This is a genomic window from Pseudomonas siliginis (genome assembly GCF_024072275.1).
GTDB classification, from domain to species: domain Bacteria; phylum Pseudomonadota; class Gammaproteobacteria; order Pseudomonadales; family Pseudomonadaceae; genus Aquipseudomonas; species Aquipseudomonas siliginis.
In genome coordinates this window covers 4321855-4337674 of record NZ_CP099598.1, presented here as the reverse complement: position 1 = coordinate 4337674, position 15820 = coordinate 4321855, and the positions used below count along the sequence as shown (strand labels likewise).

Here is a 15820-nt window from a genome sequence, read left to right as displayed (position 1 = left end):
ATTTACTGCTGCCAGCAAAACTGACAGGAGTTTGCGAGCTCATGGAACTGAGAATTGACCGACAGGCAATGGTGCCGGTCGTGCAGCAGATCGTCGACGGAATGACTGACTGGATTGTGCAAAGCGGCATCCCGCCGGCCACCCGGTTACCCTCCGTACGGCAAATCGCCCGGGGGAATCTGCTCAGCCAGTCGTGCGTTGTCGAAGCCTGCGAGCGCCTGGTTTCGCAAGGCGTATTGACCACACGCCAGGGCGCGGGATTCATCGTCGCGGCCTCGCCGGCATTGCGCGAAACGGACTCGGAACTGGCAGTGTTCGAGGGCCGCCATGCGTGGTGCGATGAGGTGAGCGCTTCGACGGGTCGCTTGATCTTGGGGCAAGGAGGCTTGCCGCCGAGCTGGCGTGAGCCCGACGACCTCAGCTACGCGCTGCGCGAGGTGGCACGCACCGACATGGCCAGCCTGTTCAATTACAGCTCGCCACTGGGGTTGCCAGCGTTGCGCGAGCAAATTGCCAAGCGTCTGAAACTGCTGAATATCGACGCCTGCAATACCCGGCTTATGAGCACCAGCGGTGCCAGTCATGCGCTTGACCTGATCGTGCGCACCCTGTTCAAGGCTGGCGATTGCGTGGTGGTGGAAACGCCCGGTTATGCACCGTTGTTTGACCTGTTGCGTCTGCACGGCGTACAGATGCTCGAAGTTCGTCGTACGCCGAGCGGGCCGGACATCGACATGCTCGAGTCGGTGCTGCGTCAGTTTCGTCCCGGCGCCCTGTTCATCGGCAGTCATCACCACAATCCCACCGGCAGTTGCCTGACGCCTGCGGTGGCCCAGCGTATCGTGCAGTTGAGCAAGACCTACGACCTGCGCGTGATCGAAGATGACGTCTACGCTGATCTGCACACCGGCAACGGTACGCGGTTGGCGGCGCTGGACCATGGCGGCCGGGTCATTTATGTCGGCAGCTTCTCCAAGACACTGAGCAGCTCGTTGCGGGTCGGTTTTGTCCTGGCGGACAGCGAACTGCTGAAGCGCCTGGCGGAGGTCAAGATGATCAGCGGCCTGGGCTGTTCGAGGCTGGCCGAGGCGGTATTGGCCAGACTGATGGCGACCGGCGCCTATCGCAAACTGGTGCAGCGCCAGCGTCAGCGCTTGAATGCCGATCGCGCGGCGGCCTTGCAGGCACTGGAAGACGCCGAGTGGGAAGTGTTCGGCAAGCCGGTTGGCGGGCTGTTTATCTGGGCGCGGGCACGCTTGCGCGACCAGGCGTCGGTGCGCAGGCAGGCCCAGCACTGCGGGCTGGAGTTGTCAGCAGCGGACGCTTTCAGTCCCAGCGGTGAGTGCGGTGACTGGCAGCGCATCAATGTGGCCTGTGCCTGCGACCCACGGGCGCGGCAGTTTTTTCGCAATACCTGCGCGGATCGACCTCCAGCATTCTGAAAACGACGCGGGCGTAGCTTTTTGCCATTATTCCGACGCCAGAGTCTTGTGCTGGTTCGAGCCCGTTGCGAATCTTCGGCAACAGACTTTGGCAGGGGACTACGCGCAATGATTTCGGCCGTGCAAGGACGTTTTGCCAACCTCGGTATGGCGAAAAAACTGGGTATCGGATTTGTGCTCGTCTTGTTGCTGACTGCGTTGGTGGCGGCGATCGGCGTCTGGTCGCTGCAAACCATCAGTCTGCGTTTCGACGGCTTGAAGCAGATGTCCGCGCTCAACAGCGGCCTGCTCAAGGTGCGCCTGCTCGAGCAGGAATACGCCCTGCGCGGCAATCCGAAAACCGCCGATGCCTTGCGCGAAGGCGTCGATGGGCTGGTTGTTCTAGCCGGCGAGCTCAAGGCACATTCCCCGGCCAATGTGCCGGTGATGAGCGATGTCGAGCAAGCGCTGGGCGCGTATCGCAAGGCCTTCGATGAATTCGTCTCGCTGAGCCAGGCCAAGGACCTCGCGCTGGAGATGGCCAGTTGGTCGGTGTCCAGCGTGGCCAATAACCTCGACGTGTTGCAGAGCGGGCTGGCCGATGATGGCGCCTATACGTTGAAAGACACCGAGGGCAAGGACGGCGCCCAGTTCATCGAACAGGCGAATCAGGTCAGTCAGGTCTCGCGACTGATGCTGCAGGCGATGAACGAAGCGCGGGTGCGGCTGGATCAAAGCCGCAAGGGCGATGCCGACAATGCCGGCCAAGGCAACATCGAGCAGGCCGCGCAAGCGCAGGAGCAGGCCGAGGCGCTGAAAACCACGGTCAAGGACGAGGGCTATCTGACTGTGCTCAACGAAGTGTCGGGGCATATCGCCGGATTCAACGAGAAACTGGCTGAATACACCGGTTTGCTGGCGCAAGAAAAAACTGTGTACGAGCAACTGCATCAGCGCGCTGCGCAGGTGGTGGACCGGGTCAATCAGGCCTATGTCGCCGAAGATGCTTCGATGCAGGCGGAGCTGAAAAAGAACACGGTGTTGATCATTGGCTCTTCGGCGCTGGCCTTGTTGGTCGGATTGCTCGCCGCGTGGGTGATCACGCGCCTGATCGTGGCGCCGCTGCGCAGTGTGATTCGCGTGGCGCAGCAGATTGCTGCGGGTGATCTGACGGCGAAGGTCGAGGTGACGCGCCGCGATGAAATGGGGCAATTGATGTTGGCCATGCAGCAGATGGCTGCCGGTCTCGGCACGATTGTCAGCGGCTTGCAGGCCGGCATCGAGCGCTTGGCCGGTTCCGCGCAATCGCTGTCGGCAGTGACCGAGCAGACCAATCTGGAGGTCAACAGCCAGAAGGAGGAAACCGAGCAGGTCGCCACCGCCATGAACCAGATGACCGCCACCGTGCATGACGTCGCGCGCAATGCCGAAGAAGCAGCTCTCGCGGCGCAGACGGCGGATGACAAGGTCGAGAGCGGCCAGCAGGTGGTGCGTCAAAGCATGGCGCGGATCGAGCAGTTGGCGGATTCAGCGACCTCGGCCAGTTCCAGCATCGAGAGCCTCAGCGCCGAAATTCAGAATATCGGCACGGTGCTGGAGGTGATCAAGAGCGTGGCCGAGCAGACCAATCTGTTGGCGCTGAACGCGGCAATCGAAGCCGCGCGCGCCGGCGAGCAGGGCAGGGGGTTTGCGGTGGTGGCCGATGAGGTGCGTGCGCTGGCACGGCGTACGCAGCAATCGACCGAGGAGATCGAACGCTTGGTCAGTGCCCTGCGCGCGGCGGCGCAGTCGTCGGTGCAGCAGATTCGCAGCAGTGGCGAACTGGTGAAGCTGGCGGTCAGTGATGCGTTGCAGACCGAGAGTGCGCTGGGGAGTATTGCCGCGGCGGTGTCGTTGATTCAGCAGATGAATCAGCAGATCGCGGCGGCGGCGGAGGAGCAGAGTTCGGTGGCGGAGGAGATCAATCGCAGTGTTACGCAGATTCGTGCGAGTGCGGATCACTCTTCCGTGGCCATGCGCGGGAATGCGGCTTCGAGTGTTGAGCTGGCGCAGTTGGGTGGCGAGTTGCGCTCGATGGTTGGGCATTTTCGGCTTTGAGCCTTGGCGGCCCTTGGGCCGACCAGGCTCTCGGCTTCGCCGCGTGGGGATGGCCCGGGTTTGCTTTTGCTGTTCTGTGGGAGCTGGCTTGCCAGCGAAGGCGGCCTGACAGCCGACCGATTTTTACCTGAGAACACTACTTCCCAATGTGGGAGCGAGCCTGCTCGCGAAAGCGGTCTTCAATTCACACCTCTTTCAAGTCGCCCACAAAAAAGCCACCAATAACGGTGGCTTCTCTTCCAGCATTCCCGCCTCAGTCGTAAATCACTTTTTTCTTCCAGTCCGCATCGGCTTCGACATCCTTCAAACCGGCGGTCAGTTGGTTTTCTTCACCTTCCACCGGGGCAATCTTGTCCATGACCTGGGCGTTCGCTCGGGCGAGGAGTTTTTCCAGGTATTGCAGTTGCTCCGCGTACATCTGCGGGTCCTGCTGTTTGCGCAGATATTGCACGCCGCGTTCGAAGGCGAGGCGGGCCTGGCCGGGTTGGTTTTGTTGCAGGGACTGTTGGCCGAGGTTGTTGAAGAATTCGATGTGCAGCAGCACGAGGATGTGGCGCACCTCGCGGATCCATTGTTTGGCTTCGTTCGGTGGCAGGAAGCCGTCGTGGGCGGCGCGGGTGATCTGGCCGTGCAGGGCTTCGAGGAGGAAGCGCACGTCTTTGGCTTTGGCTTCGGTGAGGATCGGCGCGGGCGGGTTGTTCACCGGGATCGATTCGCCTTGGGCAACGAGGGCGCTCAGTTCGGTGATGCGGGCCTTGGTGGTTGCGCTGGTCTTTTCCAGATTGAGCAGGCGCTGGCAGACGTTGAGTTCCAGGCGGGTCAGCAGCAACTTGAGCGCCGGGGTCATGAACTGGCCGGGGAAGGTTTCGGTCAGTTCGCCGCAGCGGCGCAGGCGGTCGTTGAGTTCGACTTTAGTGCGGGCCTTCTCCAGTTTGTTGTTTTCCACCACATGGTTCATGTAGCCAATGGCGATCAGAATTGCGATCCCGGCTACGACTAGCAGGGTGATCATGAGTGGTGTCACCGGTAAGACCTCTTTATAGGGTTCGCATGCGAGTGTAGTGGCTGGGCATTTAGGCGCCTAGCGCCGCTCGACGGGTTTGATCGGCTGCTGCAATCTGTATCGGCTGCCAGCGGTATAGATGAATGCTGGCGCTTGATGTGCAGATTGCCATCACTGTGCGGTGGACTATAACGTCTTGGCGAGTGGCGGAATATAGGCGTCAGGTTTCGGACGACGGAAAAGCCCTACGCGGCCCGTAATCCAGGTCGAAGTCATTGATTTAAATAAATTTATATCAGGGGGTTGACGACCCTTCAATCCATCCATAGAATGCGCGCCACTTGCAGCGTAAAGCACACAGCGAAACGCGGCAGGGAGTGAATGTTGTAGTGTGTCCCCTTCGTCTAGTGGCCTAGGACACCGCCCTTTCACGGCGGTAACAGGGGTTCGAGTCCCCTAGGGGACGCCAATGCGGGAATAGCTCAGTTGGTAGAGCACGACCTTGCCAAGGTCGGGGTCGCGAGTTCGAGTCTCGTTTCCCGCTCCAATTTTAAACAGCAGTGCTTTCGGGCGGTGCTGAGTGAAACCAGAACCAAATCTTCGGATGCGGATCTGGACACCGAAACACACACCATGTGTTCCGGGTAGCGTGTCCCCTTCGTCTAGTGGCCTAGGACACCGCCCTTTCACGGCGGTAACAGGGGTTCGAGTCCCCTAGGGGACGCCATTTGCGGGAATAGCTCAGTTGGTAGAGCACGACCTTGCCAAGGTCGGGGTCGCGAGTTCGAGTCTCGTTTCCCGCTCCAATTTCACAAAAACGCCGATCAGTGATGATCGGCGTTTTTGTTTGTGCGCGTTTTGTGGCGGCAATAAAAAAGGACCTTTCACAGGTCCTTTTTCATTTTGAGCCCGGTCATCGGTGACTGGGCTCAGGCAGGGCTTTACAGCTTCGGCAATTGCCCGACACGCCCCATCATTTCCGTGACGATCTGCAGATCCAGCAGGAACTGGTCGACGGTCTTGAATTCGCCATCGGTGTGGCCGGTGTATTTGGCTTCCGGTCGCGCCAGGCCGAATTGCACACCGTTCGGCAATTCGTGAACCGAAGTCGCGCCAGCGGAAGTACCGAATTCCGACTTCATGCCGAGGTTTTCGCTGGCCACCGCGAGCAGCGCCTTGACCCACTCACCCTCGGGGTTGCGATACATCGGTTCGGCCACTGAGTAGTCGAACGCCACGGCAACGTGAGTCTTCTTGCTCCAGGCGTCCAGTTTCTCAGCGATCTCAGCCTTGAGCTTTTCCGGGGACTTGCCCTTCGGTACGCGCAGATTCACCGCCAGTTTGAAGGTTTTGTCATCCTCACCGACGTAGGTCAGCGAGGTGGTCAGCGGCCCCATGAACGAGTCGGAGAAGCCCACGCCAAGTTTTTTGCCCAGATAATCCAGGCCCCAGTTGTCATCGGCATAACGTGCGGCATCGGTGAACTGGTTTTGCTTGAGCGCGACTTTGCCGTCCAGGCTGTTGATGAAGCTCAGCATCCGTGCGACCGGGTTGACGCCGGACTCAGGCTCGGAGGAGTGCGCAGAAACCCCCGTCACGGTCAGTTTGACGTCTTTGCCATCAACCTTTGCCGCGACTTCGAAGTCGCCGCCGTTGGCTTTGGCATAGGCATCGCCGGCTTTTTGCAGACTGGCGGCGAGCTCGGCAGGCTTGTCGGTTACCAGCGTGGCCACCGACGCGGACGGAATCTGGTTGGTCGCCTTGCCGCCGGTCATCGAAATGATTTCCGCGCCGTTGCCTTCGCCTTTGCGTTTGGCAAAGTTGGCCATGACGGTGCCGTAACCTTTTTCGGCGATCACTACCGGATAACCGCCGTCCAGCGCCATGTTGTAGTTCGGCGTCGGGTTGCGTTCGAAGTAATAGGGAATGGCATCGCCGCTGGTTTCTTCGGTAGTGTCGACCAACAGCTTGAAGTTACGCGCCAGTGGCAGTTTCTCGTCCTTGATCACTTTCATGGCGTACAGCGCCACGACGATCGCATTCTTGTCATCCTCTGTGCCACGACCGTACATGCGATCGCCAATCAGCGTGACTTTGAACGGGTCGAGTTTGGTGCCATCTTTCAGCACCCAGTTTTCCGGCGTCACCGGCACCACATCGGCGTGGGCATGAATGCCAACGACTTCGTCGCCTTTGCCATCCAGAGAGATTTCGTAGACACGGTTATCGATGTTGCGGAATTTCAAACCGAAGGATTCGGCGAGTTTCTGGATCTCGCCGGCAATCTTGATGAATTCCGGGTTGTCGTGTTGCTCCACGCCGTCCTTGCGGAAGGTCGGGATCTCGACGAGTTGGCGCAGGGTTTCCAGCGCGGCCTTGCCATATTTCACGCGGGTATAAATGCCCAGCAGACGGTGAATTTCATTCTGCTGTTCGGCGTTCAGGGTCTTGTTGTCGAGGAAGGCGCTGATGGACGGGTTGAGGTTATCCGTCTTGGCCAGGTCGCTTTTCGCCAGGCTGCCAAGGAAGCTGCGGAAATCCGTCAAGCTCTTGCCGTCGAAGGATTTCAGGATCGCTGCGCTTTGCTCGGCAGTGATGTTGGCTTGTGCGGCGCTGGTAAACGTGGCGAGGCTGGCCATGACCAGAGTGGCGGCGGCCAGTTTTTTCAGGGAAAAGACCATGGAACAGGCATTCCTTTGCAAAGGATTGGGAAAGTATTTCTGTCGCTTGTGACAGAAACATTTTGTAAACCTAACACTGCGAGCGCTGGGAAAGGGAGTCGCAAACTTGATCTGTCGCACAGAAATGCAAAAGAGGCGCACAAATGAAAAAGTCCCGGCAGCTGATGCCGGGACTTTTTTTGTGTGAGTTACATCGACAGCATCAGGCGTCCGGCAAACAGAATCAGGATGACGCCCATGCTGCGCTCGAACCAGTGTCCAAGGCGCATGAACAGCAGGCGCACTTTATTGCTGGAGAAAAACAGCGCGACGATCACAAACCACAGCGCGTTGACGAAGCACATCCACAATCCGTAGAACGCCTGGATCTGCAGCGGTGTGCTGGCGCTGATGATCGTGGTGAAGATGGCCAGGAAAAACAGCGTGGCCTTGGGGTTGGTCGCGTTGGTCAGAAAACCGGTGCTGAATGCCTTGAACAGTGACTGTTCAACCAGCGGCTCGTCAGCGTTTTTTTCGCCTTCAACGCTGCTTTTCGGTTTGCTGCGGATCAGGCTGACGCCCAGATAAAGGATGTAGGCACCGCCGACAACCTTGGCGACGGTGAGCAGCCAAGGCGTGGTGTGCATCAAGGCGCCGACGCCAAGCAAGGTATACAGCACATGCACGGAAATCCCCGCGCCGATGCCCAGCGCAGTGCAGATACCGACGAGCCGGCCGAAGCGCACGCTTTGACGGATGGTCACGGCGAAGTCCGGGCCGGGTGCTACCACGGCGAGAAAGTGGATGGTGGCCAATGCGAGAAACTCGCCCAGGTAATTGGAAAGCATGTCAGCTCCAGAAAGTCAGAGGGGAAGCATTGCCGCGATAGCCGACAAAGAACGACAGGCTCAAACGCGGATCGGCCACGCCCGGAGTCACCGAGTGCATGCGCCGCGAATTGAACATGATGAAATCGCCGGGCTGCGGTCGTACTTCGAGGGCGGGCGGCCCCAGCAGCGACGGCTCGATGCCATAACTGTCGCCGCGCATTTCGTCGAATTGATCGGGGGTGATGTGGTCATTCCACATCTGCAAGGCGCCACCCTCGGCGGGCATGTTCAGGTAGACGTTGCAGGCAAATTGCGCCTCGAGACTGCGCGCCTGAAAACTGTCCGGGGCGTCTTTGGCGAAGATGTCGTGATGAGCAAGAAAGCACACGCCGGGTTTGACCACCCGCGACAAGCCGACATACATCTTGCGCCCGTAGAGATTTTCCAGATGCGCGCCCGCGGGCCAGGATTCGTCGAGCATGCAGCGCAACGTGTCGATCGGCGAAGAGTAGGGCGCGCAGCGCTGGCGCAGTTCGTCGATGTTGCGGGTGGCGCGTTCGAAGTAATCCTCGATCAGCAGCGGCTGGTTTTCCGCCTCGTAAAAGGCCATGCCGATACGGCCGATACTCGGCGCGTTGATGTAGCCTTCAAAGCCCGGGGCGAGGATCTTGTCGCCGATCTCGATCGCCAGCGGCTCGGGCAGAAAGCGTTTGACGCGGATGGCGAGGACTTCTTCGTTGGCCAGTTTTTTTATGCACGTCTCATCGAGACGCTCGACGTCTAGCATCATTTGTTTTAGGTCCATCTATCGATAGTCAACGGAACCGGCGAGTGCGGTTCCCCGGCGTCGGACGTTGCGCGATGGCAACGTCCGAAATGCTCAATCCACGCTGTAGTGGACGGACAGCGTGCCCTTTTTCTGCGAAAGGGACGCGATCGTGACTGTGCCCAGATCCTTCAGGCTACGTACGTGGGTGCCACCGCAGCCATAGGCTGGCAGCTCACCGAAACTGATTTCCCGCGCGCCTTCGCGCAGCGAGGTCAGGCGCGGCAGATCATGTTCGATCCACTGCTCGATACCGGTTTGTACGGTTGGCGCATCGACTTCTTCAGCGCTATCGCCCGGCTTGAATTGCACCCGGCCTTCGTCCGGCCAGTGGTGCGCCTTGATCGGCATCCAGCCCATGGCCTGAATGAAATGACCGATCAGGTGCCCGGCCGAGTGCATGCGCGTATTGAAGCGGCGGCGCTCTTCATCGATACGGATGACGGTCATGCCCAGCGGCAGCGGGCGGTCGACGAAATGCACAATGCGCTCAGGTTCCTGCACCACGCGCGACACCCGGCTTTCACCAATCCAGCCGGTGTCGCAAGGCTGACCGCCGCCCTGGGGGTGAAACAGGGTAGCGCGCAGCACTACGGCGAATTCGTTCTCGTGGGGTGTGCAGTCGAGGACTTCGACATTCGCCTTGAGGTCATCACTGTGAAAAAACAGGCGAAGCGTCATATTCCATGCCCTGATCGAAGTTCTGTTTTTATTATATGAATCGTGCAATAACGTGATAATCCGTTCCAATATCAAAGGACTTGTGCGTCGTGAGCATCAATCTTCCGCTGCCGCTGCTGGGTGAAATGGCGATTTTCGTCAAGGTTGTCGAGACCGGCAGCTTCTCTGAAGCGGCGCGGCAGATGGGTTCCTCACCCTCAGCGGTCAGCCGCAGCATTTCCCGATTGGAGAAGGCGTTGGCCACGCGCCTGCTGCAACGCACCACGCGCAAACTGCGCTTGAGCGATGGCGGTGAGGAGGTGTTCAAGCGTTGCCAGGAAATGGTCAGCGCGGCCAGGTCGGTGATGGAAATCAGCGGCCAGTTCACCCACGAAGCCGAAGGTCTGGTGCGGGTCAGCGTGCCGAAAGCGGTGGGGCGCTTTGTGATTCATCCGCACATGCCGGAGTTTCTGCGCCGCTATCCCAAGGTTGATGTGGAGTTGCTACTGGAAGATCGTCAGGTCGACTTGATCGATGATCATGTCGATCTGGCGATTCGCATCACTGATCGTCCACCGGCCGGTCTGGTCGGGCGGCAGTTGCTGACCATCGATCATTTGCTTTGCGCCACGCCGCAATACCTGGCCGAACACGGCACGCCGACGCATCCTCACGATTTGCTCAATCACAGTTGTATTTATCTGGGCGAAACGCCGAGCGATGCGCGCTGGAAATTCAAGAAGGGCAGTAAAGCTGTCACGGTCGGGGTGCGTGGGCGTTATGCCGCCAATCACACGGGCGTGCGGTTGGGGGCGGTGTTGCAGCACATCGGCATTGGCAGTCTGCCGTATTTCACGGCGCGTTATGCGTTGGAGCAGAAGTTGATTGTGCAGGTGCTGCCGGACTGGACGTTTCTTGCCTCTTATCATGGTGGGTTGTGGTTGCTGCATTCGCCGACGCGGTATTTGCCGCCGAAGTTGCGGGTGTTCATTGATTATCTGGTGGAGTGTTTGCAGAAGGAGCCGACGTTGGGTAGGCCCGGGAAATCTGCCGGTGGGAGCAATGCGGCTGTGGCGTATGAGCTGCCGGAGAGTGAGGGGTTGCTTTGAGGTTTTTTTGGTGGGACTTGGCGGCCTTTGGGCCGACCAGGCTCTGGTGGTTTGGGTGAATATCCGTTTCTGCGGTAACGGCTGCTTAGGGTTTCGCCCTTACGGCGACTTACTTTTTTACAAGCGCCTAAAAAAGTAAGCAAAAAACGCTAGCTCCTACGTTCGGCCCTCGCAGGCTCGGGTTCCTTCGCTGCGGGATCGATCCGGGCGCAGCGGCTACGGTTTGCTTCGCTGCACCTACACTCGCTGTGTACGACTGCGTCGTACGGTCGCTGCGCTCCCACGCCCGGATCAATCCCTCCGCTCAGCCTTCCGACGTCGCCTGTGAATCAAGATCAAAAGCGGTACTCGAGCTTGCGCTCATTGTTTTGAGTGGTGAGGGGCGGGTGGTGTCTGGCTGTTTTTGTGGTGAATTTTCCCCTCACCCCAGCCCTCTCCCGAGGGAGAGGGGGCCGGTTTGTGGGTTGTTCATAATCTGCATTCGACTCGGTAATTCAGGTCGACGTACCTCATCCAAACAGCGCGGTCAGTCCCCTCTCCCTCCGGGAGAGGGCTAGGGTGAGGGGCTTTTGATCTTGAAAAAAGGCCCGCATGGAATCTCCATGCGGGCCTTTTCAGTAGTGTTCGAATATCAGTGCTTGCTGTCCTGCGCCGACATGGCCAGCAGTTGTTTTTCCTGGTTCCAGTCAAACGGTTCGTCGGTCTGTTCGGCTTCGTAGCGGCGTTCTTCGAGGGCCTGGTAGAGGTCGATTTCTTCGTCGGAGAGGTAGTGCAGGCAGTCGCCGGCGAAGAACCACAGCAGGTCGCGTGGGATCAGGTGGGCGATTTGCGGGTAGCGGGTGATGACTTGGGTGAGGATGTCCTGGCCCAGGTATTGGCTTTCGATAGGGTCGATAGGCAGGGAGGCCAGCAGTTCGTCGAAGCGCTCGAGGAACAGGGCATGGCTTTCTTCGGGCACTTGTTCGGCCTCACCTACGGCGACCAGGATACTGCGCAGGTGGTCGAGCAACACGAGATGATCGGCAACGACGTTGGACACGAGATAAGTCCTCAAGAGCAAAACGGGCGCGGGAGTATAAAGCCCTCGCGCCGTTTTTTCACATAAACCGGGTTCAGCGGACTTTGCCCTCTGCCTGGGTCAGTTCTTCTTTGGCGAAATCGTCGACGTCGATCACCTTGCGGCGGGCCGCTTCGGCGTCGCGCAGGCTTTGCGCTTCGACGGCTTGCAGCACGCCGGCTTCCAGCGCGGCATCGATGGCGTGTTCGCCGGCAGCCGGTTTCACCTGGCCGCTTTTCAACGCGGTGTGGAGTTTTTTGTGCAGCGATTGCGCGGCATTGAGCAGGTCGCTGGCGTGTTGCAGCGCGCCCACGGCATCGTCCGCCGATTGCGGGCGGTAGCAGCCGGCGAGCAATTCTTCGAGGGCCGGATCGCCTTTGGCGCGACCGATGACCGCAGCGACTTCGGCGCCGAGTTTGTCCGATGGGCCTTTGTGACGGCGCCCGAACGGGAAGACGATGACCCGCAGCAGGCAGCCGAAGACTTTGTTCGGGAAGTTGCTCAGCAGTTCATCCAGCGCACGCTCCGACTGGCCGAGGCTTTCTTCCATGGCCCAGCGGAACAGCGGCTCCATGTACGCCGGCGAATCCAGGTCGTGATAACGCTTGAGCGCCGCAGAGGCCAGATACAGGTTGCTCAGCACGTCGCCGAGGCGCGCCGACAGGCGTTCGCGGCGTTTCAGTTCGCCGCCCAGGAGCATCATGCTGAAGTCGGCGAGCATGGCAAATGCGGCGGCCTGACGGTTGAGCGCGCGGAAGTAGCCTTGGCTGATCCTGTCACCCGGCGCATGTTCGAAATGGCCAAGGCCGAGGTTTAGCACCAGTGTGCTGGCCGCATTGCTGACGGCGAAACCGATGTGCTTGAGCAGCAGGCCATCGAATTCCTTGAGTGCCTGGTCTTTATCCTGGCGACCGGCCAAGGCCATTTCCTTGAGTACGAACGGATGGCAACGGATCGCGCCCTGACCGAAGATCATCAGGTTGCGCGACAGGATGTTCGCGCCTTCGACGGTGATGAAGATCGGCGCGCCGTTCCAGCTGCGGCCGAGGTAGTTGTTCGGTCCCATGATGATGGCTTTGCCGCCGTGCACATCCATGGCGTGGCTGATGCATTCGCGGCCGCGTTCGGTGAGGTGGTATTTGAGGATCGCCGACAGCACCGAGGGTTTTTCACCCAGGTCCACCGCGTTGGCGGTGAGCATGCGGGCGGCGTCCATCATCCACGCGTTACCGCCGATGCGCGCCATGGCTTCCTGAATGCCCTCGAAAGCGGACAGCGGTACATTGAACTGCTCGCGAATCTGCGCGTACTGGCCGGTTACCAGACTGGTGAACTTGGCCGCACCGGTACCGACGGCTGGCAGCGAGATTGAACGCCCGACGGACAGGCAGTTCATCAGCATCATCCAGCCCTTGCCGAGCATTTCCTGACCACCGATGAGGTAGTCCAGCGGAATGAACACGTCCTTGCCGGAGTTCGGGCCGTTCATGAACGCGGCGCCCAGCGGCAGGTGCCGACGACCGATTTCCACTCCTGCGGTATCGGTCGGGATCAGCGCCAGACTGATGCCGAGGTCCTCTTCCTCACCGAGCAGGTGATCCGGGTCATAAGCCTTGAATGCCAGGCCAAGCAGGGTTGCTACCGGGCCGAGGGTGATGTAGCGCTTTTCCCAGTTCAGGCGCAGGCCGATGACTTCCTGTCCTTCCCACTGGCCTTTGCAGATGATCCCGGTGTCGGGCATCGCGCCGGCGTCGGAACCGGCCAGCGGACCGGTCAATGCGAAGCACGGAATATCGTCGCCACGGGCCAGGCGCGGCAGGTAGTGATTACGTTGTTCATCTGTGCCGTAATGCAGCAATAGTTCGGCAGGGCCGAGGGAGTTGGGCACCATCACGGTGGAGGCGAGGTCGCCGCTGCGTGTCGCCAGTTTCATTGCCACTTGTGAGTGAGCGTAGGCCGAGAAGCCTTTGCCGCCGTATTCCTTGGGAATGATCAGGGCGAAAAAGCCATGTTCCTTGATGTGCGTCCAGGCCTCGGGCGGCAGGTCCATGGACTGGCCGATCTGCCAGTCGCTGACCATTGCGCAGAGTTCTTCGGTCGGGCCGTCGATGAAGGCTTGTTCTTCTTCGCTAAGTTGCACTTTTGGATAGGACAGCAGTTTGTCCCAGTCCGGACGGCCGCTGAACAGCTCGCCGTCCCACCATACGGTGCCAGCATCGATCGCGTCGCGTTCGGTCTGTGACATGGGCGGCAGGGTTTTCTGGAACCAGTTGAACAGCGGCGCGGTGAGGTGCTTGCGGCGCAGGTCAGGCAGCAACAATGGCGCGGCGACCACCGCCAACAGGACCCAGAAGACAAACAGCAGCCAGCCCGGCGCGTGACTGAAAATCCCCATGGCGACGAGATAGGCCGCAACGATGCCCAACGCGGGCAGCGGGGCGATGCGTCGATGGGCGAGGTACGCCACGCCGACGATCAAAACCAGTATCCACAACAACAGCATATTCAGTCCTCCGTGAACCAAGGCAAATCGACCCTCCAGAGCTTAGACGGCATCTGCAAACAAGGGTGGTCAGAGCATGGTGATTGAAATCGTGGGAAACCCCGGATGGTTTTCGTAGGTTCGGTGGGCAACACGTGTGGGAAATCGTTCGTTGCTGCGCAGCTTTGCTTTCAGGTTTGGCCGAAACGTCGTTATCTCTGTGCTCAGGCTGTCGCTAGACTCGTGGCTTACCCAGGAGATTGCCGTCATGCACGAGTATCTGAGCCCCGGCCGCTTCATCGATAGTGACCACCCGGCGGTGGTGGAGTTCGCCGAGCAGCATCGCGGCGCCAGTAACGATCCGCGTGAGCAGGCGATCAGTCTGTATTACGCCGTGCGCGAGGCGGTGCGCTACAACCCCTACACCTTCAGTCGTGATCCGCAAACTTTGTGTGGCAGTTACGCACTCGCAGCAGGAGAAAGTTACTGCGTGCCGAAAGCTACGCTGCTCGCCGGTTGTGCCCGGCATTGCGGGATCCCGGCGCGCATCGGTCTGGCCGATGTGCGCAATCATTTGTCGACGCCGCGTCTGCTCGAGTTGCTGAAAAGCGACGTGTTCGCCATGCATGGCTACACCGAGCTGTTTCTCGACGGCCGCTGGGTCAAGGCGACGCCGGCGTTCAACCAGCAACTGTGCGAGCTGTTCAACGTCGCAGCGCTGGAATTCGACGGGGTCAACGACAGCGTTTTCCACCCGTTCAACCGTGATAGCGCGCAGTTGATGGAGTATCTGCTCGATCACGGCCAGTTCACCGATGTGCCGGAAACGTTCTTCTTCGAGCACCTGCAAAAGTGCTATCCGCATCTGTTCAGTGAGCAACTGCCGGTGCTGTTGGGCGACATGCAGACTGATTTGAGTCGCACCTGATCCGGCGTATGCTGGCCGTCCACTCACTTGCAAAGAGGCGGTCATGCTGAAGATCTGGGGACGGAAAAATTCATCGAACGTCAGAAAGCCCTTGTGGGCTGCCGAAGAGTTGGGCCTGGCTTACGAGGCCATCGATGCCGGCGGCGCGTTCGGTGTGGTCGATACGCCCGAGTACCGCGTGATGAACCCCAATGGCCGGGTGCCGGTGATCGAGGATGACGGTTTCGTGCTGTGGGAATCCAACGCCATCGTTCGCTATCTGCTGGCCAAACACGCCCCGGACAGCGCCTGGTATCCGGCGGATGCGCAAGCCCGCGCCACGGCGGACAAATGGATGGACTGGACCACGTCGAGTTTCGCCGGGCCGTTTCGCACGGTGTTCTGGGGTGTGCTGCGCACGCCTGCCGAGAAGCAGGACTGGAAGGCGATCAACGCCGCGATCAAGGAATGCGATGAACTGCTGAACATGGCCGACCACGCCTTGATCAGCCAGCCTTATCTCTCCGGCAATGACATCGGCATGGGCGACATCCCGTTGGGCAGTTTCATCTATGCCTGGTTCGAAATGCCCATCGAGCGCGCCCCGCAACCGCATCTGCAAGCCTGGTATGAACGTTTGAAGCAGCGCGTGGCCTATCAGAAAGCGGTCATGACCGCGTTGACTTGATAATTACTATCGACACACTTGACTGTACTTGTGCGGCGGCGGCAAGCACCATTGCGAACTTGCGCCGCGGTTGTTTCCCT

At 59.6% G+C, this 15820-nt stretch carries 12 protein-coding genes, 4 tRNA genes and 1 pseudogene; 10 read left to right on the top strand and 7 right to left on the bottom strand.

All coding sequences use genetic code 11. The features are described 5' to 3' along the window. The first annotated feature begins 41 nt into the window (after nt 1-41). From NF676_RS19950 to NF676_RS27830, 3 genes and pseudogenes are all read left to right on the top strand, one after another. Complete coding sequence (locus NF676_RS19950; RefSeq protein WP_056788172.1) at nt 42-1442, top strand: aminotransferase-like domain-containing protein; 1401 nt, start codon at nt 42-44, stop codon at nt 1440-1442. A 108-nt stretch (nt 1443-1550) separates the two neighbouring features. Next, nucleotides 1551-2609, top strand: a pseudogene (locus tag NF676_RS27835) (HAMP domain-containing protein); the annotation flags it as partial. Between the two features lie 15 nt (nt 2610-2624). Further along, entirely contained in the window at nt 2625-3518 is an 894-nt protein-coding gene (locus NF676_RS27830; RefSeq protein ID WP_370695148.1) for a methyl-accepting chemotaxis protein, read from the top strand. A 253-nt stretch (nt 3519-3771) separates the two neighbouring features. On the opposite strand, the gene NF676_RS19940 is transcribed toward NF676_RS27830, so the two are convergent. Further along, the gene (locus NF676_RS19940; protein ID WP_039764159.1) at nt 3772-4530 is read right to left on the bottom strand and encodes a hypothetical protein; all 759 of its coding nucleotides are present in this window, start codon (nt 4528-4530) and stop codon (nt 3772-3774) included. Between the two features lie 384 nt (nt 4531-4914). On the opposite strand from NF676_RS19940, the gene NF676_RS19935 reads away from it, so the two are divergent. From NF676_RS19935 to NF676_RS19920, 4 genes are all read left to right on the top strand, one after another. Further along, nucleotides 4915-4990: transfer RNA gene (locus NF676_RS19935), tRNA-Glu, on the top strand. Nucleotides 4991-4992: 2 nt separating this feature from the next. Next, nucleotides 4993-5068 (top strand) — tRNA-Gly (locus NF676_RS19930). Between the two features lie 104 nt (nt 5069-5172). Beyond that, nucleotides 5173-5248 (top strand) — tRNA-Glu (locus NF676_RS19925). Nucleotides 5249-5251: 3 nt separating this feature from the next. After that, a tRNA-Gly gene (locus NF676_RS19920) sits at nt 5252-5327 on the top strand. A 135-nt stretch (nt 5328-5462) separates the two neighbouring features. Here NF676_RS19920 and NF676_RS19915 read toward each other — a convergent pair. The 4 genes from NF676_RS19915 to NF676_RS19900 form a co-directional block, all read right to left on the bottom strand. Then, nucleotides 5463-7202, bottom strand: coding sequence for a dipeptidase (locus NF676_RS19915; RefSeq protein ID WP_252886652.1), 1740 nt, complete (start codon nt 7200-7202; stop codon nt 5463-5465). A gap of 188 nt (nt 7203-7390) precedes the next feature. Continuing rightward, entirely contained in the window at nt 7391-8029 is a 639-nt protein-coding gene (locus tag NF676_RS19910) for a LysE family translocator (protein WP_042610677.1), read from the bottom strand. 1 nt (nt 8030) lies between these two features. Next, nucleotides 8031-8801 (bottom strand): 2OG-Fe(II) oxygenase, encoded by a 771-nt coding sequence (locus tag NF676_RS19905; protein ID WP_095181606.1) that lies wholly within the window; start codon nt 8799-8801, stop codon nt 8031-8033. Between the two features lie 90 nt (nt 8802-8891). Continuing rightward, entirely contained in the window at nt 8892-9518 is a 627-nt protein-coding gene (locus NF676_RS19900; RefSeq protein WP_252886651.1) for an alanyl-tRNA editing protein, read from the bottom strand. A gap of 89 nt (nt 9519-9607) precedes the next feature. Between NF676_RS19900 and NF676_RS19895 the strand changes: the two genes are divergently transcribed. Then, nucleotides 9608-10606, top strand: coding sequence for a LysR family transcriptional regulator (locus tag NF676_RS19895; protein WP_024013940.1), 999 nt, complete (start codon nt 9608-9610; stop codon nt 10604-10606). A 631-nt stretch (nt 10607-11237) separates the two neighbouring features. On the opposite strand, the gene NF676_RS19890 is transcribed toward NF676_RS19895, so the two are convergent. After that, complete coding sequence (locus NF676_RS19890; protein WP_252886650.1) at nt 11238-11645, bottom strand: PA2817 family protein; 408 nt, start codon at nt 11643-11645, stop codon at nt 11238-11240. A gap of 73 nt (nt 11646-11718) precedes the next feature. Continuing rightward, nucleotides 11719-14166: an acyl-CoA dehydrogenase gene (locus NF676_RS19885; RefSeq protein WP_252886649.1), complete on the bottom strand. Its 2448-nt coding sequence runs from the start codon at nt 14164-14166 to the stop codon at nt 11719-11721. 247 nt (nt 14167-14413) lie between these two features. Between NF676_RS19885 and NF676_RS19880 the strand changes: the two genes are divergently transcribed. Further along, nucleotides 14414-15073, top strand: coding sequence for a transglutaminase-like domain-containing protein (locus NF676_RS19880; protein ID WP_252886648.1), 660 nt, complete (start codon nt 14414-14416; stop codon nt 15071-15073). A 43-nt stretch (nt 15074-15116) separates the two neighbouring features. Continuing rightward, nucleotides 15117-15740 carry a glutathione S-transferase family protein gene (locus tag NF676_RS19875; protein ID WP_150637621.1) on the top strand — a complete coding sequence of 208 codons (624 nt, stop codon included), beginning with the start codon at nt 15117-15119 and terminating at the stop codon, nt 15738-15740. Nucleotides 15741-15820: the final 80 nt, after the last annotated feature.

Excerpts from the sequence above, each read along its gene's own strand:
- NF676_RS19950 (WP_056788172.1), top strand. The coding sequence starts at position 42 with ATGGAACTGAGAATTGACCGACAGGCAATGGTGCCGGTCGTGCAGCAG.
- NF676_RS27830 (WP_370695148.1), top strand. The coding sequence starts at position 2,625 with ATGGGGCAATTGATGTTGGCCATGCAGCAGATGGCTGCCGGTCTCGGC.
- NF676_RS19940 (WP_039764159.1), bottom strand. The coding sequence starts at position 4,530 with ATGATCACCCTGCTAGTCGTAGCCGGGATCGCAATTCTGATCGCCATT.
- NF676_RS19915 (WP_252886652.1), bottom strand. The coding sequence starts at position 7,202 with ATGGTCTTTTCCCTGAAAAAACTGGCCGCCGCCACTCTGGTCATGGCC.
- NF676_RS19910 (WP_042610677.1), bottom strand. The coding sequence starts at position 8,029 with ATGCTTTCCAATTACCTGGGCGAGTTTCTCGCATTGGCCACCATCCAC.
- NF676_RS19905 (WP_095181606.1), bottom strand. The coding sequence starts at position 8,801 with ATGATGCTAGACGTCGAGCGTCTCGATGAGACGTGCATAAAAAAACTG.
- NF676_RS19900 (WP_252886651.1), bottom strand. The coding sequence starts at position 9,518 with ATGACGCTTCGCCTGTTTTTTCACAGTGATGACCTCAAGGCGAATGTC.
- NF676_RS19885 (WP_252886649.1), bottom strand. The coding sequence starts at position 14,166 with ATGCTGTTGTTGTGGATACTGGTTTTGATCGTCGGCGTGGCGTACCTC.
- NF676_RS19880 (WP_252886648.1), top strand. The coding sequence starts at position 14,414 with ATGCACGAGTATCTGAGCCCCGGCCGCTTCATCGATAGTGACCACCCG.
- NF676_RS19875 (WP_150637621.1), top strand. The coding sequence starts at position 15,117 with ATGCTGAAGATCTGGGGACGGAAAAATTCATCGAACGTCAGAAAGCCC.